Origin of the sequence: Kitasatospora sp. NPDC002965 (assembly GCF_040611255.1) — a bacterium.
Lineage (GTDB): Bacteria > Actinomycetota > Actinomycetes > Streptomycetales > Streptomycetaceae > Kitasatospora.
On record NZ_JBEXNT010000048.1, the window covers coordinates 1 to 21,728 of the forward strand.

Below are 21,728 nucleotides of genomic sequence, written 5' to 3' on the forward strand. Positions count from 1 at the left end.
CCACACAAACACCCCCCCCCCCGCGGCGCCGCGCCCTCTCCCGGGGCCCGGCCCCCGCGGCGGTTCGCCGGGCGCGTCCCGGGCCGGCCGCGCCGTCAGCGCCGGGCGCCGGGCCGGAGCCAGACCACCCAGGTGAGCGCCGCGCAGAACAGGTAGGCGGCGAGGAAGGCCAGGTAGGCGGCGTCGCCGTTGCGGCTGGAGAGGAAGGACTGGCGGAAGGCCAGGTTGACGAGCACCCCGCCGAAGGCACCGATCGCACCGGCCAGGCCGATCAGGGCGGCGGTGCGGCGCCGGCCCGCGGCCTCCGTGGCGACCGGATCGGCACCGGCGGCGACCGCGGCGCGGGAGCGGCCCTCGTAGTGGGCCGGAATCATCTTGTACGTCGAGCCGTTGCCGATGCCGCTCAGCACGAAGAGCGCGATGAACCCCGCGAGGAAGAGCGGCAGCGAGCCCGCCCGGGACGCGGACAGCACCACGGCGGTGCCGGCGCCCATGGCGACGAAGGTGACCAGGGTGACCACGGCGCCGCCCCAGCGGTCGGCGAGCCGGCCACCGACCGGGCGCAGCAGGGAGCCGAGCAGCGGGCCGAGGAAGGTGAGCGCGGCGGCCTTGACCGGGGTGTCGAAGCGGTCGTGGAACTGCACCTGGAGGACCTGCCCGAAGGCGAAGCCGAAGCCGATGAACGAGCCGAAGGTGCCGATGTAGAGGGTCGAGACGGCCCAGCCGTACGGGTCTCGCGCGACTTCGCGCAACGAGCGGTCGGCGGAGCGCGGGGTGGCGGGCAGGTTGTCCATCCGCCGCCAGGCGCCGACGGCGGCGAGGACGATCAGCGGGAGGTAGAGCAGCGGCAGCAGGCGGGGGTGGCCGGCGCCGGCGGTGGCGAGGACGAGCAGGCCGAGGAGCTGGACGGCGGGGACGCCGAGGTTGCCGCCGCCGGCGTTGACGCCGAGCGCCCAGCCCTTGAGGCGGTGCGGGTAGAAGGCGTTGATGTTGGCCATCGAGGAGGCGAAGTTGCCGCCTCCGACGCCGGCGACGCAGGCCACCGCGAGCAGGGTGCCGTAGGAGACGCCGGGGGTGAGGACCAGCGCGGCGAGCACGGTGGGCACGAGCAGCAGCAGGGCGCTGATCACGGTCCAGGTGCGGCCGCCGAAGCGGGCGACGGCGAACGTGTAGGGGAGGCGGAGCGCGGCGCCGAGTGCGGTGGGCAGGGCGGTGAGGGTGAACTTCCCGGCCGGGTCGATGTGGTACTCCGGCCCGAGGAAGAGGACCAGGACCGACCAGAGGCTCCAGACCGAGAAGCCGATGTGCTCGGAGGCCACGGAGTAGACGAGGTTGCGGCGGGCCGTCCGGGCGCCGGTGCGCTCCCAGAACTCGGTGTCCTCCGGGTCCCAGTGGGTGAGGGTGGGGGCACCGGCTCTGCCGGCGCGGGCGGGCGGGGTGTCGACGGCGGTGCTCATGCCTGGTCCTCCCGGATTGTGGGGGCGGTGCTCGGGGCGGTCTGCGGAACGGTTGGCGAGTCGGTCTGCGGGTCGGTGCCCCGGGCGGGGCGCGGGTCGGTGCCCGGGGCGGTGTGCGCGGCGGTGGTGCGGACGGGCCAGCGCCGGAGGACGGCGGGGCTGCCGTCGGGGGCGGTGTCCTCGTCGAGGCAGCGGCCGTCGGTGAGGTCGAAGACCTGCTTGTACATCGGCGAGGCGAGGGTGGGCCGGTCGCCGCGGCTGCCGAGCAGGCCGCGGGAGAGGACGTACGCGCCGCTGAACGGGTCGCGGTTGTCGACGGCGTGCAGGGCGCCGGCGCGGTCGAGGAAGAGGGCCACCTGCGCGTCGTTGCCGTCGTCGGCCGCGGCGAGGAGGACGGCGACGCCGCGGCCGGGCTGCAGGTCGTCGAGGGTACAGACGGGCTGCCAGCGGTTGCCGTCGTGGATCTCCACGGTCACTTGGCGAGCACCTCCAGTCGGGGACCGGCCACCAGGACCGGGGTGGGGGCGTAGACGGGGGCGGTGAGGACGTGGCCGTCCTCGTCGGGGCGGGCGGGGCGGATCTGGCCGCGTTCGGGGACGAAGGTGACGGCCGGGTCGGGCGTGCCGGGGGCGTTGACGAAGGAGGCGAACCGGCGCAGGCGGTCCGGGTCGGCCAGGGTGGCGGCCCACTCGTCCTGGTAGGACCCGATGTGACGGTCCATCAGCTGGTCGAGCTCGGCGGCGATGCCGAGCGAGTCGTCGAGGACGACCGCACGCAGGTGGTCCAGACCTCCCTCCAGCCGTTCCAGCCAGACGGAGGTGCGCTCCAGGCGGTCGGCCGTGCGGATGTAGAACATCAGGTACCGGTCGATGGTGCGGATCAGGGTATCGCGGTCCAGATCGGCGGCGAGCAGGTCGGCGTGGCGGGGGGTCATACCGCCGTTGCCGCCGACGTAGAGGTTCCAGCCGGCGGACGTGGCGATGATGCCGAAGTCCTTGCTCTGGGCCTCGGCGCACTCGCGGGCGCAGCCGGAGACCGCCGACTTGAGCTTGTGCGGGGAGCGCAGTCCGCGGTACCGGAGCTCCAGTTCGATGGCGAGGGCCACGGAGTCCTGGACGCCGTACCGGCACCAGGTCTCTCCGACGCAGGACTTCACGGTGCGCAGCGCCTTGCCGTAGGCGTGCCCGGACTCGAAGCCGGCGTCGACCAGGCGGCGCCAGATGGCGGGGAGTTGGTCGACGCCGGCGCCGAAGAGGTCGATCCGCTGGCCGCCGGTGATCTTGGTGTAGAGGCCGAAGTCGCGGGCCACCTCGCCGATCGCGATCAGACCGTCCGGGGTGATCTCGCCGCCGGGCACGCGCGGAACGACCGAGTAGGAGCCGTTGCGCTGGAGGTTGGCGAGGAAGTGGTCGTTGGAGTCCTGGAGCGCGGCCTGCTCGCCGTCCAGGATGTGGCCGTTGGAGAGGCTGGCGAGGATGGAGGCGACGGTCGGCTTGCAGATGTCGCAGCCCTCGCCGCTGCCGTGGCGGTCGATCAGCCCGGAGAACGTGGTGAGGCCGGTGACCAGCGCGATCTCGTACAACTCGGCGCGGGTCTGCGGGAAGTGCTCGCAGAGACCGGTCTGCGGGGCGGTGCCGGCGGCGGTCAGCTCCTCGGTGACCACGGTGCTCAGCTGCTTGAGGCAGCTGCCGCAGCCGGTGCCGGCCCGGGTGCACTTCTTGACGGCGGCGACGGTCTCGCAGCCCTGGTCGCGGACGGCGGTGCGGACGGCGCCCTGGGTGACGTTGTGGCAGGAGCAGAGCACCGCGTCGTCGGGCAGCGCGATCGGGCCGGCGGCGGCGAACCCCGCGGGCAGGACGAGCTGCTCGGGCGGCGTGGTGAGCGGCTTGCCGGCCGTCGCGAGCGGGCGCAGGACGCCGTAGGACTCGGTGTCACCGACCAGGACCCCGCCGAGCAGGGAGCCGTCCCGGCCGATCACCAGCTTGCGGTACACGCCGAGCCGGCTGTCGCTGTACAGCACGTCGAGGGCGCCGTCGGCGGTGCCGTGCGGGTCGCCGAAGCTGGCCACGTCGACGCCGAGCAGCTTGAGCTTGGTGGAGGTGTCGGCGCCGGTGAAGCCCGCGCCGGGGCGGCCGGCGAGCTCGCGGGCGGCGGTCTCGGCCATCTGGTAGCCCGGGGCGACCAGCCCGTAGACCCGGCCGTCGGCGGCCTGGGCGCACTCGCCGATCGCCAGCACGGCCGGGTCCTCGGTGCGGCAGCGCTCGTCGACGACGACGCCGCCGCGCGGGCCGACCGGGAGGCCGCAGTCGCGGGCGAGCTGGTCACGCGGGCGGACACCCGCGGAGAACACCACCAGGTCGGCGACGAGTTCGCGGCCGTCGGAGAGCGTCAGGGCCCGGACCCGGTCGTCGGGACCGGTGGCGACGCCGCTCGCGCCGGCGGCGGTGTGGACGGTGACGCCGAGGTCCTCGATCTTGCGGCGGAGCAGCTCGCCGCCGCCCTCGTCGACCTGGACGGCCATCAGCCGGGGTGCGAACTCGACCACGTGGGTGGCGAGCCCCATCGCCCGGAGCGCGCCGGCCGCCTCCAGTCCGAGCAGTCCGCCGCCGACCACCACACCGGTGGCGGCGGCCGCGGCGTCGGCCCGGATCTCCTCCACGTCCTCGACGGTGCGGTAGACGTGGCAGCCGTCGGCGTCGTGGCCTGGCACCGGCGGCACGAAGGGGACCGAACCGGTGGCCAGCACCAGGGCGTCGTACCGGAGCAGGTGCCCGGACCGGGTGGTGACGGTGCGGGCGGCCCGGTCGACGGCGGTGACCGGGTCGCCGAGGCGCAGGTCGATGCCGTGCTCGGCGAGGAAGCCGGGCGGGCAGAGACCGAGGTCCTCGACGGTGCGGCCGTCGAAGAGCGCGCCGAGGTGGACGCGGTCGTAGGCGGGGCGGGGCTCCTCGGCGAGCACGGTGACCCGCCAGCGGTCGGCGCCCGGCTGCTCGGTCCAGGACTCCAGGAAGCGCTGGCCGACCATGCCGTGGCCGACCAGGACGAGGTCCCGCGGCCGGTCGGGCGTGTGCGACGTCATGGCGTGACTCCTCGGGGTGGTGCGGGAAAGGGTGACGGGGGAACCGGCGGGACCGGGGGAACCTGGCAGGGCCGGGGCGGTCGGGACATCGGTCAGGCAGCGGGCGGCGGCCGGGGGTCGGGGTCCGGCGGTCGGGGGCCGGGCCCGGCCGCTCATCCGGGCGCGGGTCCGGAGCCCGCGGTGAGCAGGTGCAGCGGGTGGCCGGCGAGCGGGTCGTCGCGGGCCCAGGCGTCGGCGAGGGCGTCGAGACCGGCCAGATCGCCGAACAGGATGGCCCCGACCAGCCGGTCGCCCCGCAGCACGAGCTTCTTGTAGCTGCCCCGGGTGGCGTCGGTGAGCCGGAGGACGTCGAGCCCCTCGTCGCCCGTCTCGTCGACGGCGCCGAAGGCCGCGTACTCCAGGCCGGCGGCGCTCAGCCGCGCCGACGGGCGGGAGCCGGTGTAGCGGGCGCCCGGGTCGGCGCCGGAGAGCCGCAGGGCGAGGACGTCGGCCTGGTCCCAGGCGGGGATGGCCGATCCCTGGACGGCGCCCCGGTGTTCGGCGCAGTCGCCGATGGCGGACACGTGCGGTGCGCCGGCCGCGAGGCGGTCGTCGACCAGCACTCCGGTGCCCACCGGCAGACCGGCGGCGTGGGCCAGCGCGGTCCGCGGCCGGGTGCCGCAGGCGAGCACCACCAGGTCGCAGTCGAGCCGGTAGCCGTTGGCCAGCTCCACGGCGGCGACCCGGCCGTCGGGGGCGACGACCGTGCGGGCCCGGTTGCCGGGGTAGGTCGCGACACCCAGCCCGTCGAGCCGGGCGCGGAGCGCCGCACCCGCCTCCGCGTCGAGCTGACGCTCGATCAGATGCGGTCCCTGGTGGACGATCTCGGTCCGGACACCGAGTGCGGCCAGCGCACGGGCGGCGCTCACACCGAGCACACCGCCGCCGACGACCACGGCCCGGCGGGCGGTGACGGCGTCCTCGGCGAGCCGGGTGCAGTCGTCCAGGGAACGGAGGGTGTGCACGCCCTCGGTGAGTCCGGCCCCGTCGGCGCGGCGCAGGCCCCGGACGGGCGGCAGCACGGGGTTGGAGCCGGTGGCCAGCACCAGCTCGTCCCAGGGCTCCACCGTCCCGTCGGCGAGGCCGAGCGTCCGGGCGTCCGGGTCGAAGGTCACCGCCTCGCAGCCGGCGCGGAGCCGGGCGGCGCCCAGCGGCAGGGCGATCGCCTCGGCGTCGTACCGTCCGGTGAGCACGTCGGCCAGCAGCACCCGGTTGTAGGGGGTGCGCGGTTCGGCGGCGTAGACGGTGACGGTGCCGGCGCCGCCGAGCGCGGTGTACCGCTCGGCGAAGCGGGCGCCCGCCATGCCGCCCCCGACCACGGCGATCCTTCGCTCCGTACGCATCACGCCACCGCCCATGCCGTGTCGTCCGGCCGGCGCGCCCCGGGCCGCGTCGCCCGTCCCGCCCGTGCCTCCTGCATCGGCCGCGTCCCCTGGTCGGGACGCCCTTCCTGCTCCGGCCGCGGCCGGGCCGCGGGTTCGACCCGCACCGCGCACGTCTTGAACTCCGGCATCCGGGAGACCGGGTCGAGCGCGGGGTTGGTCAGGCTGTTGGCCCGCCCGGCCCCGGGCCAGTGGAACGGCATGAACACGGTGTCCGGCCTGATCGTGTCGGTCACCCGGGCCGGCGCCACCGCCCGGCCCCGCCGGCTGACCACCGCGACCGGATCGGCGTCGGCGATGCCGAGCCGGGCGGCCAGCCGGGGGTGCAGCTCGACGAACGGCCCGGGAGCGGCGGCGTTCAGCTCGGCGACCCGCCGGGTCTGCGCCCCGCTCTGGTACTGGGCGAGCACCCGGCCGGTGGTGAGGTGCAGCGGGTACTCCCCGTCGGGCTCCTCCCCCGCCGGACGGTGGGTCACGGCAGCGAACCGGGCGCGGCCGTCCGGGGTGGCGAACCGGTCCAGGAAGAGCCTCGGCGTGCCCGGGTGCCCGGCGTCGGGGCAGGGCCAGAAGACGCCGTTCTCCGCCGCGATCCGCCGGTAACTGATGCCCGCGTAGTCCGCGTCCCCGCCCGCCGAGGCACGCCGCAGTTCGTCGAAGACCTGCTCGGCGTCGTCCGGGAAGCCGGCCTCCACGCCCAGCCGGGCGGCGAGTTCGCGCAGCAGCCACAGTTCGCTGCGCACCCCCTCGGGCGGGTCCACGGCCCGGCGGCGCAGGATCACCCGGCCCTCCAGGTTGGTGGTGGTGCCGTCCTCCTCGGCCCACTGGGTGACCGGCAGCACGACGTCGGCCAGCCGGGCCGTCTCGGAGAGCACCGGATCGGCGACGACCAGCAGGTCGAGGCCGCGCAGCCGGGAGGTGACGTGGGCGGCGTTCGGCGCGGAGACCACCGGGTTGGAGCCCATCAGCAGCAGCGCCCGTGCCCCGCCCGGCTGCCCGAGGCCGTCCAGCAGCTCGTACGCGGAGCGGCCGGACCTCGGCAGGGCGTCCGGGTCGACGCCCCACACCCCGGCGACGTGTGCGCGGTCGGCCGGGTCCTCGATGGAACGGTAGCCGGGGAGCTGGTCCGCCTTCTGGCCGTGCTCCCGGCCGCCCTGCCCGTTGCCCTGGCCGGTCAGGCAGCCGTAACCCGCGTACCGGCGGCCCGCGTTTCCGGTGGCCAGGCAGAGGTCGATCCAGGCGCCGACGGTGTCCGTCCCCTTGCTGTGCTGCTCCGGTCCGCGGGCGGTGAGCACCATGCCGGTCGCGGCCCGCCCGAACAGCCGGGCCGTCCGGCGGAGCAGGTCCACCGGGACGCCCGTGATCCGTTCCACCCGGTCCGGCCAGTGCGCCATGGCGGCCTCCCGGGCCCGGTCGAAGCCGGTGGTCCGGGCGGCGACGAAGTCCTCGTCCACCAGTCCCTCGGCGATCACCAGGTGGAGCAGTCCGAGGGCGAGCGCGAGGTCGCCGCCGGGGCGCGGCTGGAGGTGCAGGTCGGCCAGCTCGGCGGTCCGGGTGCGGCGCGGGTCGACGACGATCAGCGTGCCGCCGTTCTCCCGGATCTCGCGGAAGTAGCGGAGCGCGGGCGGCATCGTCTCGGCCGGATTGCCGCCGACGAGGATCAGGCAGCCGGTGTGCGGGACGTCGGCCAGCGGGAAGGGCAGCCCCCGGTCCAGCCCGAACGCCCGGCGGTGCGCGGCCGCGGCGGAGGACATGCAGAACCGGCCGTTGTAGTCGATGTTGGCCGTCCCCAGCACCACCCTGGCGAACTTGCCCAGCTGGTACGCCTTCTCGTTGGTCAGCCCCCCGCCGCCGAACACCCCTACCGCGTCCGCCCCGTGCCGCTCCCGGACGGCGGCGAGACCCGTCGCCACCCGGTCGAGGGCCTCCGCCCAGCCCGCCGAGCGCAGCGGCCCGCCCGGCCGGTCGCGCAGCAGCGGTCCGGTCAGCCGGACACCGACCGCCAGCACGGCGGGCGCGGACCGGCCCTTGCCGCAGAGCGCACCCCGGTTGACCGGGAAGTCCGCACGCTCCAGCACCTCGGCGGGCGCCTCCCCCGGGCCGGCGTCCGTGGCACGCAGCCGCATCCCGCACTGGAGCGAGCAGTACGGGCAGTGGGTGTCCGTGGCATCGGCGGCGCCGGCTCCGCCCGCGGCCCCGGCAGCGTCGGACGCGTCGGACCCGTCGCGAACGGAGGGGGTGGAGTCGGCGGAGGAGGGGGTGGGGGTACGGGTGGAGGCGGAGCCGGCGGGGGTGGCGGGGGTCATGGCAAGAAATGTGACCGCCGGTCGTTTCGCCGCAGGGTCCGCCGTGTTGCACGCGCGGTACACGTCCCTCACGCCCGCCGGCACCCGTGGTGCGCCCCAGGACATCCGCCGTAACCGGAGCAGCCCTTTCACTAACGCGCAGGTGACCGGCGGGCAATCGGCCCGTAACGCGCGGACCGCACCCTTTCGGCCATGGCAACAACCACCCTCACCGGATCGCGCCCCACCCCGCGGCCCGGACCCCTCACCGGCTTCACCATCGGGGTGACCGCCGCCCGCCGCCGCGACGAGCTGGTGGCACTCCTCACCCGGCGTGGTGCCCAGGTGGTGGAGGCACCGGCCCTGCGGATCATGCCGCTCGCCGACGACCTCGCCCTGCGCCAGGCCACCGAACAGTGCCTGGCCGCCCCGCTCGACTACGTCGTCGCCACCACCGGCGTCGGCTGGCGCGGCTGGATGAGCGCCGCCGAGGGCTGGGGCCGGGGCGCCGCCCTCGCCGAGGCCTGCCGACACGCCGTCGTCCTCACGCGCGGCCCCAAGGCCACCGGCGCGGTCCGCGCCAGCGGCCTCGGTGAGGGCTTCTCTCCCGGCTCCGAGGCCACCGACGAACTGCTGACCTGGCTGCTCGCCCGACCGCTGGCCGGCAGCCGGATCGCCGTCCAGGAGCACGGTGTCCGGCTGCACGCCTTCGCGGCGGCGCTGCGCGAACGCGGCGCCGAGGTGATCTCCGTCCCGGTCTACCGCTGGGCACCGCCGGACGACCCCGCCCCGGTCCGGCGGCTGGTCGAGCAGACCGTCCGCCGCCAGGTCCACGCCCTCGCCTTCACCAGCGCCCCCGCCGTCACCGCCTTCGTCGAGACGGCCGCCGCCGACGGCCTGCGCGAACCGCTGCTGGACGCGCTGCGCGGGGACGTCCTGCCGGTCTGCGTCGGCGCGCTCTGCGCCCGGCCGTTCGCCGAACTGGGCCTGCCCGCCGTGTTCCCCGAGCGCGGACGGCTCGGCTCACTGGTCCGGCTGCTCGCGGAGACCCTCCCGGGCCGGGGCCGCCGCGAGTTCGTCCTGGGCGGAAAGACCCTGACGCTCCAGGGGAACGCCGTCCTGGTCGACGGTGAGAGCCACTGGCTCAGCCCCCGCGGCGCGGCCGTGCTGCGCGCCCTCGCGGAGCGCCCGGGCCACGTCCTCAGCCGCGCGGACCTGCTGCGGACGGCCTGGGCCGACGCGGTCGCCGACGAGCACGCCGTCGAGGCGGCCGTCGGCCGGCTGCGGACGGCGCTCGGACCGCACGCCCGGCTGATCCGTACCGTGCCGAAGCGCGGCTACCGTCTGGCGGCGGACTGATGGCCGCCCGGCTCCACCCCGCCACCGCGCCCGGCCGGTCCGGCCGGTCCGGCAGCGCCGGGGGTTCAGGCTCCGGCTGCGCCGTCTGCGCCGCCGGTCCGTCGGTGGCCGACCCGGCCGAGCAGCGCGCGCCTGCGGACGAACCCCCGGTCCTGCTCGCCGTCGCACACGGCAGCCGGTCGGCCGAAGGGATCGCCACCGGCCGTGCGCTGCTCGGCCGGGTCCGCGAGCTGCGGCCCGAACTCGACGTCCGCTGCTGCTTCCTGGACCTCGCCCGCCCCTCGCTGCCGGAAGCGCTCGACGCACTGCGCGGACGGCCCGCCGTCCTGGTCCCGCTGCTGCTGGGAGCCGGCTACCACCTGCGCGTCGACCTCCCCGGTGCGCTCGCCGCCGCCGGACTGGCGCACCTCCCGCTCGCCCCCGCGCTCGGCCCCCACCCCCTGCTCGCCGCCGCGCTCGCCGACCGACTCACCGACAGCGGCCGCCCGGCGGGCGCCGGTCCGGTCGTCCTCGCGGCGGCCGGCTCCTCCGATCCCGCCGCCAACGCGGACACCGCGCAGATGGCCCGGATGCTGGCCGACCGCCTCGCCGACGGCCGGCCCGTCGTCCCCGCCTACCTCTCGGCCGCCCACCCCACCCCCCAGCAGGCGGTGACCGCCCTGCACGCCGCCGGCCACCGCCACATCGCCGTCGCCACCTACCTGCTCGCCCCGGGCTTCTTCGCCACCCGCGCCGCCGCCACCCCCGCGCGCTGGACCGGTGCGCCCCTCGGCACCCACGACGGCCTCGCCCGCCTCGTCGCCGAACGCTACGACCGGGCACGCGCCGGTCAGGCACTCTCCGACCGGGCGCTCTCCGACCGGTCCGGGAACGACCGGGCCCGTCCCGACCGGGCCCGTCCCGACCGGATCCACGCCGACCGGAGCGCCCTGGCCGGAGCCGGCTGACCACCGGCAGCGGCCGTCAGGCCCGGCGGCGGCGGTGGTACGCGAAGGTGAGGGCCAGGATCAGCGGGCCCCACAGCACGAACAGCCCGCTGACCACCACGGAAAGCGCCCGCCACCAGCCGTTGGCGAAGCCGACGTCCGAGAAGCCCGCGAGCCCGAAGGTGGTGAGCACCCAGTCGACCGTCAACAGGGTGAAGCCCAACCCCGTCACCACCCCGGCCGTCACCACCGCGAGCGGCGGCACGGGCCGGCCGCCGAGGAACGGCACCCCGGCGGGCAGCGTCTCGCCCCACGGCCGCACCAGGCCGGAGCAGAGCAGGGCGAACGCCTCGGAGAGCAGGCTGAGCGCCAGTACGTAGGGCACCGTCACCCACAGCGGCTGTTCGGTCGGCGGCAGGTCCATCCCCATCCGGTACCCGAAGCCGAACGGCAACCGCCACAGGCACACGGGCAGGGCGAGCAGCGGAACGGCCCGCGCCACCCCGAGGGCCCAGCGGGGGACGGGCCGCTCGGTGCGCGGAGAAATCGCGGTCGCGGTCGCGGTCGGTCGGAGGATCTCGGTGCTCGTCATGTGCCCAGCCTCCGCGTCCGCCGACCGTCGCGAATCGTGCGGACGCCCGATCCCTCTCCCCCGCGCGGGGGAGCACCGGCCTGCGCCCGGCGCCTCTCCTCTCCCCCCTTCCCTTCCGCCTCCTCCCCCTCCCTTCCTCCCGTCCGCCGGCGAAGCTGTCGGACTGCTCACACCCACCCGCCGATGCCCCTGCGCCCGCCGCCCTCCGCCCTCCGCCTAGGGTGATCTTCGTCGGTGCGGGCGGATCGGACGATGGGGTGGACCAGGTGGGAGTTTCACTGACGGCGCGTCAGCTGGTCGAGCTGCTCGTGGACCCCGGGAGCCACCTGGACTGGGACGAGCCGGCGGACACGGAGCCCGCGGACGCCGCGTACCGGGCGAGCCTCGCCCGGGCACGCCGGCGGACCGGGCTGGACGAGGCGGTCCTCACCGGCACCGGCCGGATCGGCGGACAGACCGTGGTCCTGATCGCGTCCGAGTTCGGCTTCCTCGGGGGGTCGATCGGGGTCGCCACGGCCGAACGGATCACCCGGGCCGTGGAGCGGGCGACCGCCGAGCGGCTGCCCGTGGTCGCTCTGCCGGTCTCCGGTGGGACGAGGATGCAGGAGGGGTCGGCCGCCTTCCTCTGCATGCTGCGGATCACCGCCGCCGTCCAGGCGCACCGCGCGGCGGGCATCCCGTACCTCACCTATCTGCGCAACCCCACCATGGGCGGGGTGTTCGCCTCCTGGGGCACGCTCGGGCAGCTGGTGTTCGCCGAGCCGGGGGCCCGGCTCGGCTTCCTCGGGCCGCGCGTCTACGAGGAGCTGCGGGGTGTGGAGCTGCCCGCCGACGTGCAGCGCGCCGAGACCCTGGCCGACCGCGGCCTGGTGGACGCGGTGGTGGCGCCGGAGGAGTTGCGCGAGGTGCTGCGGCGCTCGCTCTCCGTGCTGACCCGCGTGGCGCCGGCCGGCGGCCCCGGCGAGCCGCTCGGATCCGATGAGCCCTCCGGACCCGATGAGCCCTCCGGACCCGCCCGACCCGGCGGGTCCGGCGAACGCCCCGACGCCTGGGAGGCCGTCCGGCGGACCCGCCGCCCCGACCGACCGGGCACCCGCGAGCTGCTCCGCCGGACGGCCGAGGAGCTGGTGCTGCTGGACGTACCGGGCGGCCGGGACGGCGCACTGGTGCGCGCGCTCGCCGTCCTGGAAGGGCGGCCGGTGCTGGTGGTCGGGCAGCAGCGGCAGGCCGGCGACCGCGAGCGGCCGTTCACCGCGGCCGACCTGCGCGCCGTCCGCCGGACCGCCGGGCTCGCCGAGCAGCTCGGGATGCCCCTGGTCACGGTGGTCGACACGGCCGGGGCCGAGCTCTCCGCCCAGGCCGAACTGGACGGCATCGCGGTGGAGATCGCGCACTGCCTGACCACCCTGCTCTCGCTGCGCACGCCGGTGCTGTCGGTGCTGCTCGGCCAGGGCTCGGGCGGCGGCGCGCTGGCCCTGCTGCCGGCCGACCGGGTACTCGCCGCCGGGAACGCCTGGCTGGCGCCGCTCCCGCCGGAGGGCGCGTCGGCGATCGTCCACCGGGACGGCGCGCACGCCGCCGAGCTGGCCCGGGCCCAGGGCATCGGCGCGTACGACCTGGCCGCGGTGGGTCTGGTGGACGTGGTCGTGCCGGAGCTTCCGGACGCCGCCGAGGAGCCCGCGGCGTTCTGCGAGCGGCTCGGACGGGCCGTCGGCGTCGCGCTCGGCGAGCTGTCACGGCTGTCGGCGGCGGAGCGGTCGGCCGCCCGCGCCCTGCGGCACCGGCGGCTGGGGGACGCGATCGCCCCGTGAGACCGGTTTCCGGCGCGGTGCCTGCGCATCCGGCACCCGCGCCTGTGGCGCCGCTCTCAGATCGTCTGTACCCGTGGTGGCGGCGGCGCGCCGGTCGGTGACGGTGCCGGGAGCCGGTCCGGTGAGTGCGCTCACAGGGATTCGACGGCCACGACGGTCGATAGTGCCCGCGCCGCCCGGCGACGACCGCTCCGGGCGGCCCCGCCCGCTGCGGACATCGGTGCAGTTCAGCGGGCATTGCGGCGCGCCGTCACCGCGCCGCCTTCGATTCGCGGCACCGCCCGCCGCTACGACGGTGCGTCGTATCCGGGGGGTCTTGGCGGGCGCCCTCCGCGTCTGGCAACAATGGCTCAGTCGTCAGCCGCACCCGGTACCTGTCCCACCGGGAGCGGCTTTCCGCAGACTTTTCGCCGGGCACGCCCCGCGACCGTTTCGGCCCCTGTCCGGCCGCGGTCGGGGCGGGGCGTGCACCGGCCCAACCTGATTGAGGTCTTGTTCTTCATGCCCGCTTTCAAGCTTCGTATGCGCACTTCCGCCGCTCTTCTTGCCGGTGCCGCCGGTCTGACCGCCCTGGGCGCCGGCCTGGTGCCCGCCACCGCCTCGGCCGCGACCGCGTCCCCGCAGACCATCGCCGCCCAGATCGTGCCGGCCGGCCAGCTCGCCGCGTTCAAGCAGATCATCTCCCACGAGTCCAGCTGGAACGTGACCGCGACCAACCCCAGCTCGGGCGCGTACGGCCTGGCGCAGGCGCTGCCGGGTTCGAAGATGGCGACGCACGGCTCCGACTGGAAGACCAACCCCACCACCCAGATCAAGTGGGCGCTGGACTACATGAACACCCGCTACGGCAGCCCGAACGCCGCCTGGTCGTTCTGGCAGACCCACCACTGGTACTAAACCGACCCCACCCGTCTCCACCGACGGCATCCGGACCGCCTGTCCCCCCTCACCCCGGGGTCGGACAGGGATCACCGGGGTGACCGAAGGGCCCGGCCGTGCGCGATCCGCGCGGCCGGGCCCTTCGGGCGTTCCCGCCGGGCGTGTTCCGGCTCGCACCGGGCCCACGCACCGGGCCCGCCCCCGTTCGGCAGGAGCCCTCCGGTCGGCGGACCGGTCGGATATATTCGGGCCGAGACAAAGTCCCGCCCGCTCGGGCCCCGCCCGGCCCCGCCCGAGGAGCATCCGGTGACCCAGCCCCCGCGCGCCACGTCGCGCACCACGTCACGGACCGCACCGCGCACCCCCGCGACCGCGACCACACAGACCGTGGCGCAGGTCAACCAGACCGTACTGCTGGAGGTACTGCGCCGGCACGGCTCGCTCTCCCGGCAGCGGCTCGCGGCGGAGAGCGGCCTCTCCACCGCGACCGTGCACCGCCTGGTCGAGGTGCTGCGGACGGCCGGACTGGTGATCGTGGAGACCGAACGGGCGCCGTCCAGCGGGGGGCGTCCGCCGCAACTCGTCCGCTACAACGCCGGTGCGCAGACCGTGCTCGCCGTGGCGATGCGGCCGCGCCGGATCGTCGGCGTGGTCGCCGACCTGCACGGCACCGTGCTGCACGAGACCGAGCACCACTGGACCGGCCTCGGCCCCGACCGGAGCCGCGAGCCGTCCGCCGAGGACCTCACCGGGCCGCTGCTGGCCCTGGTCGACGGCCTGCGCACGTGGGCCGGCCGGCACGCCGGCGCCCCGCGCGCCCTGGTGGTCGGAGTGCCCGGCGTGGTCCGGGACCGGACGGGGCTGGTGGAGTTCGCGCCGGCGCTGGACTGGCCCGGGATGCGGCTGCGCGCACTGCTCCAGGAGCGGTTGGGCATCCCGGTGGCGGTCGAGAGCAACGTCGACCTGGTCGCGCTGGCCGTCCGGCACAGCGAGGCCGGTGCGGGGGTGAGCGACCTCGCGGCCGTGGTCGTCGGGATCGAGGTAGGCGCCGGGATCGTGCTCGGTGGCCGCCTGCACCGGGGGCGGCTCGGCTCGGCGGGCGCGCTCGGCCACCTGATGACCGACCGGCGGGCGCTGGACCGGCCGCTCGGCCGGACCGGCGACACCCAGTCACGGATCGGCGACCACGCCGTCGACCGGCGGATCACCGAGGCGGGGCTGACCGTCACCGGCACCTCGGCCGAGCGGGTCGCCGAACTGTTCCGGCTGGCCCGGGAGGGGGAGCCGGCCGCGGTCCGGCTGGTGGACGAGTTCACCGACGACCTGGCCCTGCTGGTGGCCAATCTGACCAGCGTGCTCGGGCCCGAACTCGTCGCACTGGGCGGCCGGTTGTTCTGGGAGAGCGGGGGCGAGATGCTGCCCGCGATCGAGTCCCGCCTGCAGGGCCGGGTCCCGGTCCTGCCGCGCCTGATGGTGGTGCACTCGACCACCACCGAGCTGGTCGGCGCCGCCGCGTCCGCCGTCCGCCTCGCCGACGGGGCGACGTTCATCACCCGCTGAACCGCCGGGCCGGCCTCGCCCCGCCGGCCCGCCCGGGGCCGCCACCCCCGCACCGCCCCCTCGGACCCGCCGCACGGCCCCGAACCCGCGCCTCCCCCTTCCCGCACGCGCCCGCGTGCGCCATCCCGGGCCTTCCGCCACCCCTCCAGCGCCTCCCCGCGTCCCACTATTTCTCAGTGTGATAGAAACTCTCCGTGGGCACTCGACCAAGGGAGACCCGAATGTTCGCGGCCGCCTTCGCGATGGACCCCGTCCGCTTCCCCGACGTGTACGGACCCGAGGCTCGCGCCCGGGTGGTCGCGCGGGCGGAGACGGTCGAGGACCCGGACGGCCCCGGTGGGGTCTGGAGCGCCGAACGGCTCGCCGCCGACCCGGACGCGCTGCGCGACATCGAGGTGCTGTTCACCGGCTGGGGCGGCCCCGTCCTCGACGCGGCGGCGCTCGCCCGGATGCCCCGGCTCGCGCTGGTGCTGTACGGCGCGGGCTCGGTGCGCCGGATCGTGACCGAGGAGTTCTGGGCCACCGGCATCCCGCTCGTCACCGCCGCCCACGCCAACGCCCTGCCGGTCGCCGAGTTCACCGTCGCCCAGATCGTCTACGCGCTCAAGGACGGCTGGCGGCACGTGCTCGCCGCCCGCGCCGCCCGCGCACCGGTCCGCGTCGGCCGCGCCCCGGGTGCGTACGGCGCCACCGTCGGCGTCCTGTCGCTGGGCGCGACCGGCCGCCTGGTCTGCGAACGGCTGCGCGACTACGACGTGCGGGTGGTCGCCCACGACCCGTACGCCGCACCCCCGCCGGGGGTGGCGGCCGTCGGCCTGGAGGAACTCTTCGCCACGGCGGACGTGGTGACCGTCCACACGCCGCTCACCGAGGAGACCAGGGGGCTGGTCGGCCGGTCCCTGATCGCCGCCATGAAGCCCGGCGCGACGCTCGTCAACACCGCACGCGGCGCCGTCCTCGACCAACCCGCCCTGCTGGACGTGCTCGCCGGACGACCGGACCTGTTCGCCGTACTGGACGTCACCGACCCCGAGCCTCCGCCGCCCGGCTCGCCGCTGTTCACCCTGCCGAACGTCGTGGTCACCCCGCACCTGGCCGGCAGTCAGGCCCTGGAGCGCCGGCGCCTCGGCGACCTGGTGGTCGGGGAGTTCGAGCGCTGGACGCTCGGCGAGCCGCTGCTCCGGGCGCTCGACCGCCGCACCTACGAGCGGATGGCCTGACCGTGACCGACCGCCCCGCCGACGACCGCCCCGCCGACGACCGGCCTGTGGACGACCGGCCTGTGGACGACCGGCCGAACGTCCTGGTGGTCCTGACGGACCAGCAGACCGCCGAGGCGATGAGCGCCACCGGCAATCCGCACCTCGCCACCCCGCACATGGACGCCCTGGCCGCCGCCGGCACCCGGTACCGCCAGGCGTACTGCGCCCAACCGCTCTGCGCACCGTCCCGGGCGAGCCTGCTCACCGGGCAGCTGCCCAGCAGCCTCGGGGTCACCGGGAACGAGGGCGGCGCGGAGCCGGTGCTCGGCCGGCTGTTCGCCGACGCCGGCTACGACTGCGGCTACGGCGGCAAGTGGCACCTGCCCGAACTCGACCTGCCCGACGGTCACGGCTTCCGCCGCATCCACCCGGCCGGGGACGACGCCGGACTGGCCCGCGCCGCCGCCGCGTTCGTCCGCGAGCGGCGTGACCGGCCGTTCCTGCTGGTCGCGTCGTTCCTGGAACCGCACGGCATCTGCGAATGGGCGCGCGGCCAGGACCCGAAGACCGGGCCGCTGCCCGCCCCGCCGCCCGCCGAGGACTGCCCGCCACTGCCCGCCAACTTCCCGCCCGCCCCGTACGAGGCCCGGCTGCCCCGGCTGGCTCAGCGGGCCTGGGCGCACACCCACCCCACCGAGGAGTGGAGCGAGGACGACTGGCGGCGGTACCGGTACGCGTACTACGCACTGGTCGAACGGGTGGACGCGCACCTCGGAACGGTCCTGTCCGCGCTCCGCGAACCGGCCGACGGGCCGGAGCAGCGGCAGGAGGGCCGCCGGGAGACGGTGGTGGTGTTCAGCTCCGACCACGGCGACGGCGCGGGCGCGCACCGGTGGAACCAGAAGTGGGCCCTGTACGAGGAGTCGGTGCGGGTGCCCTTCCTGGTCAGCGGCCCCGGCGCCGCGGCGGGTGCCGTCAGCGACCGGCTGGTCTCCACCGGCCTGGACCTCGTCCCGACGCTCTGCGACCTGGCGGGCGTCACCCCGCCGCCCGGCCTGCCGGGGCGCAGCGTCCGCGCCCCGGAACCCCGGGAGACGGTCGTGGTGGAGACGCGCTGGGAGCTGCCCGGCTTCAACAACGCGCTGGGCCGGATGGTCCGGGACCCGCGGCACAAGTACGTCTGCTACGCCTGGGGCGACCACCGGGAGCAGCTCTTCGACCTCACCGCCGATCCCGGCGAGATGGTCAACCTGGCCGTGGACGCGCGGCACGCGGCGCTGCTCGACCGGTTCCGCTCCCTGCTCGCCGTGCACTGCGCCCGTTCCGGCGATCCGTTCGCGCGCTTCCTCCCGGCGCCGCGGGCGGGTTGACGGTCCGCCGCCCGGACGGACCGGACCGCTCGTCAGGCGATGCCTCAGGCCGTGTCGCCGTCCAGCCCCAGCAGTTCGCGGGTCCGGCGGTACTTGGCCGCCAGCCGTTCGGCGGTCGCCGAGTCCAGGCTCGCCAGCCGGGCCGGGTCGGAGTTGTGCGCGAGGTCGGCCTGCTTGACCAGCAGGGCGCCGGGGGTGGCCAGGATGCGCGCGGTGTACCCCTCCAGCGGTTCGCCGGGGCGCTTGGTGAGCGCGTCCACGATCGCCTTGGTGGCGTCGGTGAGGGCGGCCCCGGCCAGCCAGTCACCGGTCAGCGCGTCGTCCTCGATCGCGTCGTGCAGCCAGCCCGCCGCGATCTGCTCGTCACTGCCGCCGCGCACCGCGACGCCGTTCGCCACCGCCGCCAGGTGCTCGGTGTACGGGTGACCGTTCTTGTCGGTCTGCCCCGCGTGGGCGCTCCGCGCGATCCGTTCGACCTCGGCCAGGCTCAGGTACTCCACAGCGCCATCCTAGGACCTGCCGCCGCCGGCCGGGTCCCGGGACCCTCCTGGTCGGCCCCGCACCGCCGCCTGGTTGACTTCCGGTCCGGCGGCCCGCCGTGGGCCACCGCGACCGCACCCGCCGGTGCCGCCGGTGCCGACCCTGCCGAGGACGCCATGCCCAGCCTGCCTCCGCTGATCTCCGGCTTCGCCCCGATCTGGGCGCTCACCGGGGTGGGCTACCTGCTCGGTCGGAGCGGGCTGCTGGGGGGCCAGGCGGAGCAGGTGCTGAACCGGTTCGTCTTCCACGCGGCCATGCCTGCGGCGCTGTTCCTGATGATCGCCCGGACCCCGCTGGACCGGTTCGCCAATCCGTCGATGGCGGCGTTCGCCGCGGGCACGGCGGTGGCGGGCGGGCTGGGGCTGCTGGCCTCGCAGCGGCTGTTCGGGCGGGGCCTGCCGGAGCGGACGGTCGGCGGCATGGCGGCGGGCTACGTCAACTCGGCCAACCTGGGCATCCCGGTGGCGGTGCAGGTGCTCGGCGACGCCTCGTTCGTGGGGCCGGTGGTGCTGTTCCAGATCCTGGTGGTCACCCCGGTCGTGCTGACCGTCCTGGACTCGGGGCGCGCCGGGCTGCGGGCAGCGCTCACCCTGCCGCTGCGCAACCCGATCCTGCTGGCGGTGGCCCTCGGCGCCGTGCTGTCGGCGACCGGTTGGAGACCGCCCGCCGAGCTGAATCGTTCCTGCGAGCTGCTCGGCGGTGCGGCCGTGCCGACCGCGCTCGTGGCACTCGGCCTCTCGCTGTGCCACCGGCCGGCGGTCACCGGCGCCGCCCGGTACGCGGAGGTCGGGGTGGCGGTGCTGACGAAGACCGTCGTCCAGCCGCTGGCCGCCTACGCGGTCGGGGCGTTCGTCCTCCACCTGTCGGCCCACCAGCTGCTCACCGTGGTCCTGTTCTCCGCGCTGCCGACCGCGCAGAACGTCTTCGTGTACGCCCGCGAGTACGGCCACGGCGCGGCACTGGCTCGGGACGCGGTGCTCTGCTCCACCCTGGTGTCGATGGCGACGCTGTCGCTGGCCGCGTGGGCGCTCGGCCCGGCCTGAGGCCCCGGGCCGGGGCGGGCCCCCGGCCCCGCCCCGGCTCCGGACCCGGACACCGGCCCCCCGACACCGCTGTCCGGGCTCCCGCACCTGCCGCGTGGGCGGTCAGCGGTCCCGTACGGCGATCAGCTCGCGTCCGCGCAGCGTGTACAGCACGCCACCGTCGTCGGCCGCGACCCGGGCGCCGCTGTACCACTCGGCGTCCACCTGGACCAGCACGGTGGCGGCCAGCGTCTCCGGGTCGAGCCGGAACAGCGTCCGCTCGCTGATCCCGTACAGCCGGTCGTCCACCACCAGCAGGCGCGGGTTGGCGGACGTGATCGCGCGCAGGTCGGCGCGGGCACCGATCACCGGCGCCGGCGCGCCGCCGCCGGGGCGCCGCCGCGCCGTCCGCAGGTCGACGGAGAACACCTGCCCGTTCACGGTGATGCCGAACAGCCACCGGCCTTGGACCGCCAGGCTGCTGATGCCGGAGCCGAGGTTCGTGCCGATCCGCCAGAGCTCGCGCCCCGCCTCGGGGTCCCAGGCGGCGAGGTCGCCGCGCGGCCCGGTGGTCTTGGCGTTGTCGCCGCCGAGGAACGCCTGCCCGTGGCCCACCGCCACCGCGCGGACCAGCTGCTCGGACCCGAGCGGGTCGACGTGCACGGTGGGCCGGCCGCTGCCGGGCCGGTAGGTGACGAAGGACCCGCCGCCGGTGGTGTCGGCCTGCACCCCGAGCAGCAGCAGCCCGTGCTCCTCGTCCCAGCGGATCGTCTGCGGCCGGTTCTGCTCCTGCGGGAGGACGGCCTCCTGCACCGGCTCCGTGTCCTCCCACGGGTTGTACCGCCAGATGCCCTGCGAGGAGTAGACGCCCAGGTAGAGGGTGTCGTCGTCGAGGATCACGGTGTCCTTGGCCTCGCCGGGCACCGGGAGCTTGCGCACCGTTCCCGCGCGCAGGTCGTGCAGCGCGATCGAGCCGTTGCCGCCGACGTAGACGCGGCCGTTCCGGGCCGCCAGCGACATGCCGAGCTGAGCCTCGGCCGGCGCTCCGGCGGCCACCAGGTCGGTGGTGGTGACGGCGGCCGTGGAGGTGGAGAGGGTCCACGCGGTGCCGCCCTCGGTGACGCCCACCAGGGTGTCGCCGAGCCGGCCGAGGCCCCAGGAGTTGCCGTCCGGGACGGGCACGGCGAACTGCTCCAGGGTCCCGGCCGCGAGCCGGTACCGCCAGACGACGCCCTGCTCGGTGGAGGTGAACCAGACGGTGTCGCCCAGGCGCTGGAAGTTGGTGATGCTCTTGGTGCCGGGCACCGGGAACGACCGCAGCACCGTGTGGGTGGCGGGGTCCAGGAAGGCGACGTGGGCCGGCTTGCCCTCGGTGGAGACGGCCAGCAGGTCGTCCCCGAGCGCGGTGATCTGCCGGATGATCGTGTCGGCCGCCAGCTCGGGCGGGGTGATGTCGGCGATCCGGCCGGTGGCCCGCTCGACCGCGAACAGGCTGGCGAGGGTGGCCCCGCCGCCGCCCGCCAGGTTGCTGCCGACCCCCAGGTAGGCGTGGGTGGCGGTGGCCTCGACCGCCCGGCCCTGGGTGGCGCCCGGCGCGGGCGAGGCGACCTCCGTGAGCACGCCGGTCGCCGGGTCGTACGCGTACAGGCCGGGGCCGGCCGCGCGGCCCTTCTGCCGTCCGGTGGCGTACACCACGCCGTCGGGGGCGACCGCGACGTCCCGGACGTCGGCGCCGGGCACGTTGACGAGGCCGCGCACGCTGCCGTCGGCCGGGTCGAGGCGGTAGAGGTTGACGGCCTTCGGCGCGTCGGTGACGCCCAGGTAGAGGCGGCCCCCGTGGGCGGCGGAGCCCTGTACGAAGTTGCCGGTCGGCAGGGTGGCGGTCGCGGTGACCCGCCCGGTCGGCACGTGGTAGCCGACCACCTTGGCGGGCGCCAGGTTCCGCGAGCCGATCCAGAGCGTCTCGCCCAGCAGGGTGGCGCTCATCAGCGGGAAGTCGGCGTTCCCCGGGCCGAGGCCGGTCACCTCGGGGGCGCGGGGCGAGCGCGGCGCGGCGGCGGCGGGGCCGACACCGAGTGCGGTCAGGGCGGTCACCGTACCGGCGCCGAGGAGGAGTTGGCGGCGGGAGGGGCTGGCGGGCGTCATGGTGCTCCTAGGAGGGGGCGGCGGGGGTGTGCGCGGCGGGCGGCACGGGGTGCAGGCGGGCGGGCGGGCAGGCGGGGCAAACC

16 protein-coding genes are annotated in these 21,728 nt (G+C 76.0%); 8 read left to right on the forward strand and 8 right to left on the reverse strand.

Annotation, left to right across the window (positions count from 1 at the left end):
* Positions 1 to 95: 95 nt before the first annotated feature.
* From ABZY91_RS19880 to ABZY91_RS19900, 5 genes are all read right to left on the reverse strand, one after another.
* Positions 96 to 1,457 (reverse strand): nitrate/nitrite transporter, encoded by a 1,362-nt coding sequence (locus ABZY91_RS19880; protein WP_355403988.1) that lies wholly within the window; start codon positions 1,455 to 1,457, stop codon positions 96 to 98.
* Positions 1,454 to 1,933, reverse strand: coding sequence for a nitrite reductase (NAD(P)H) small subunit (locus ABZY91_RS19885; RefSeq protein ID WP_355403990.1), 480 nt, complete (start codon positions 1,931 to 1,933; stop codon positions 1,454 to 1,456). The genes ABZY91_RS19880 and ABZY91_RS19885 overlap by 4 nt, the downstream gene beginning before the upstream one ends.
* The gene (gene nirB, locus ABZY91_RS19890) at positions 1,930 to 4,536 is read right to left on the reverse strand and encodes a nitrite reductase large subunit NirB (RefSeq protein ID WP_355403992.1); all 2,607 of its coding nucleotides are present in this window, start codon (positions 4,534 to 4,536) and stop codon (positions 1,930 to 1,932) included. The genes ABZY91_RS19885 and nirB overlap by 4 nt, the downstream gene beginning before the upstream one ends.
* A 152-nt stretch (positions 4,537 to 4,688) precedes the next feature.
* Entirely contained in the window at positions 4,689 to 5,918 is a 1,230-nt protein-coding gene (locus ABZY91_RS19895) for an FAD-dependent oxidoreductase (protein WP_355403994.1), read from the reverse strand.
* On the reverse strand, positions 5,918 to 8,080 hold the full coding sequence (locus tag ABZY91_RS19900) for a molybdopterin-dependent oxidoreductase (RefSeq protein ID WP_355404065.1): 2,163 nt from the start codon (positions 8,078 to 8,080) through the stop codon (positions 5,918 to 5,920). The genes ABZY91_RS19895 and ABZY91_RS19900 overlap by 1 nt, the downstream gene beginning before the upstream one ends.
* A 372-nt stretch (positions 8,081 to 8,452) precedes the next feature.
* Here ABZY91_RS19900 and ABZY91_RS19905 point away from each other — a divergent pair, with 372 nt between their 5' ends.
* Both ABZY91_RS19905 and ABZY91_RS19910 read left to right on the forward strand, forming a co-directional pair.
* Positions 8,453 to 9,598, forward strand: coding sequence for a uroporphyrinogen-III synthase (locus ABZY91_RS19905; protein ID WP_355403996.1), 1,146 nt, complete (start codon positions 8,453 to 8,455; stop codon positions 9,596 to 9,598).
* Complete coding sequence (locus ABZY91_RS19910; protein WP_355403999.1) at positions 9,598 to 10,545, forward strand: sirohydrochlorin chelatase; 948 nt, start codon at positions 9,598 to 9,600, stop codon at positions 10,543 to 10,545. Before ABZY91_RS19905 ends, ABZY91_RS19910 begins: the two co-directional genes overlap by 1 nt.
* A 16-nt stretch (positions 10,546 to 10,561) precedes the next feature.
* Here the strand turns inward: ABZY91_RS19910 and ABZY91_RS19915 are convergent, their stop codons facing one another.
* Complete coding sequence (locus ABZY91_RS19915) at positions 10,562 to 11,116, reverse strand: hypothetical protein (protein WP_355404001.1); 555 nt, start codon at positions 11,114 to 11,116, stop codon at positions 10,562 to 10,564.
* Positions 11,117 to 11,382: 266 nt separating this feature from the next.
* Between ABZY91_RS19915 and ABZY91_RS19920 the strand changes: the two genes are divergently transcribed.
* The 5 genes from ABZY91_RS19920 to ABZY91_RS19940 all read left to right on the forward strand — a co-directional run bounded on the left by ABZY91_RS19920 (position 11,383) and on the right by ABZY91_RS19940 (position 17,938).
* Entirely contained in the window at positions 11,383 to 12,927 is a 1,545-nt protein-coding gene (locus tag ABZY91_RS19920) for a carboxyl transferase domain-containing protein (RefSeq protein ID WP_355404003.1), read from the forward strand.
* Positions 12,928 to 13,449: 522 nt separating this feature from the next.
* Positions 13,450 to 13,824, forward strand: coding sequence for a transglycosylase SLT domain-containing protein (locus tag ABZY91_RS19925; protein WP_355404005.1), 375 nt, complete (start codon positions 13,450 to 13,452; stop codon positions 13,822 to 13,824).
* A gap of 288 nt (positions 13,825 to 14,112) precedes the next feature.
* Complete coding sequence (locus tag ABZY91_RS19930) at positions 14,113 to 15,366, forward strand: ROK family protein (RefSeq protein ID WP_355404008.1); 1,254 nt, start codon at positions 14,113 to 14,115, stop codon at positions 15,364 to 15,366.
* Between the two features lie 221 nt (positions 15,367 to 15,587).
* Complete coding sequence (locus tag ABZY91_RS19935) at positions 15,588 to 16,586, forward strand: hydroxyacid dehydrogenase (protein WP_355404010.1); 999 nt, start codon at positions 15,588 to 15,590, stop codon at positions 16,584 to 16,586.
* Between the two features lie 2 nt (positions 16,587 to 16,588).
* Positions 16,589 to 17,938, forward strand: a complete 1,350-nt coding sequence (locus tag ABZY91_RS19940; RefSeq protein WP_355404012.1) for a sulfatase-like hydrolase/transferase — start codon at positions 16,589 to 16,591, stop codon at positions 17,936 to 17,938.
* Between the two features lie 44 nt (positions 17,939 to 17,982).
* Here ABZY91_RS19940 and ABZY91_RS19945 read toward each other — a convergent pair whose 3' ends face one another.
* Positions 17,983 to 18,438 (reverse strand): HD domain-containing protein, encoded by a 456-nt coding sequence (locus ABZY91_RS19945; RefSeq protein ID WP_329950113.1) that lies wholly within the window; start codon positions 18,436 to 18,438, stop codon positions 17,983 to 17,985.
* 156 nt (positions 18,439 to 18,594) lie between these two features.
* Here ABZY91_RS19945 and ABZY91_RS19950 point away from each other — a divergent pair, with 156 nt between their 5' ends.
* Positions 18,595 to 19,521, forward strand: coding sequence for an AEC family transporter (locus ABZY91_RS19950; RefSeq protein ID WP_329877829.1), 927 nt, complete (start codon positions 18,595 to 18,597; stop codon positions 19,519 to 19,521).
* A gap of 102 nt (positions 19,522 to 19,623) precedes the next feature.
* On the opposite strand, the gene ABZY91_RS19955 is transcribed toward ABZY91_RS19950, so the two are convergent.
* Entirely contained in the window at positions 19,624 to 21,645 is a 2,022-nt protein-coding gene (locus ABZY91_RS19955) for a PQQ-binding-like beta-propeller repeat protein (RefSeq protein ID WP_355404016.1), read from the reverse strand.
* Between the last annotated feature and the right edge of the window lie 83 nt (positions 21,646 to 21,728).

Excerpts from the sequence above, each read along its gene's own strand:
- ABZY91_RS19905 (WP_355403996.1), top strand. The coding sequence starts at position 8,453 with ATGGCAACAACCACCCTCACCGGATCGCGCCCCACCCCGCGGCCCGGA.
- ABZY91_RS19955 (WP_355404016.1), bottom strand. The coding sequence starts at position 21,645 with ATGACGCCCGCCAGCCCCTCCCGCCGCCAACTCCTCCTCGGCGCCGGT.
- ABZY91_RS19895 (WP_355403994.1), bottom strand. The coding sequence starts at position 5,918 with ATGCGTACGGAGCGAAGGATCGCCGTGGTCGGGGGCGGCATGGCGGGC.
- nirB (WP_355403992.1), bottom strand. The coding sequence starts at position 4,536 with ATGACGTCGCACACGCCCGACCGGCCGCGGGACCTCGTCCTGGTCGGC.
- ABZY91_RS19925 (WP_355404005.1), top strand. The coding sequence starts at position 13,450 with ATGCGCACTTCCGCCGCTCTTCTTGCCGGTGCCGCCGGTCTGACCGCC.
- ABZY91_RS19880 (WP_355403988.1), bottom strand. The coding sequence starts at position 1,457 with ATGAGCACCGCCGTCGACACCCCGCCCGCCCGCGCCGGCAGAGCCGGT.
- ABZY91_RS19935 (WP_355404010.1), top strand. The coding sequence starts at position 15,588 with ATGTTCGCGGCCGCCTTCGCGATGGACCCCGTCCGCTTCCCCGACGTG.
- ABZY91_RS19910 (WP_355403999.1), top strand. The coding sequence starts at position 9,598 with ATGGCCGCCCGGCTCCACCCCGCCACCGCGCCCGGCCGGTCCGGCCGG.
- ABZY91_RS19950 (WP_329877829.1), top strand. The coding sequence starts at position 18,595 with ATGCCCAGCCTGCCTCCGCTGATCTCCGGCTTCGCCCCGATCTGGGCG.
- ABZY91_RS19915 (WP_355404001.1), bottom strand. The coding sequence starts at position 11,116 with ATGACGAGCACCGAGATCCTCCGACCGACCGCGACCGCGACCGCGATT.
- ABZY91_RS19900 (WP_355404065.1), bottom strand. The coding sequence starts at position 8,080 with ATGCGGCTGCGTGCCACGGACGCCGGCCCGGGGGAGGCGCCCGCCGAG.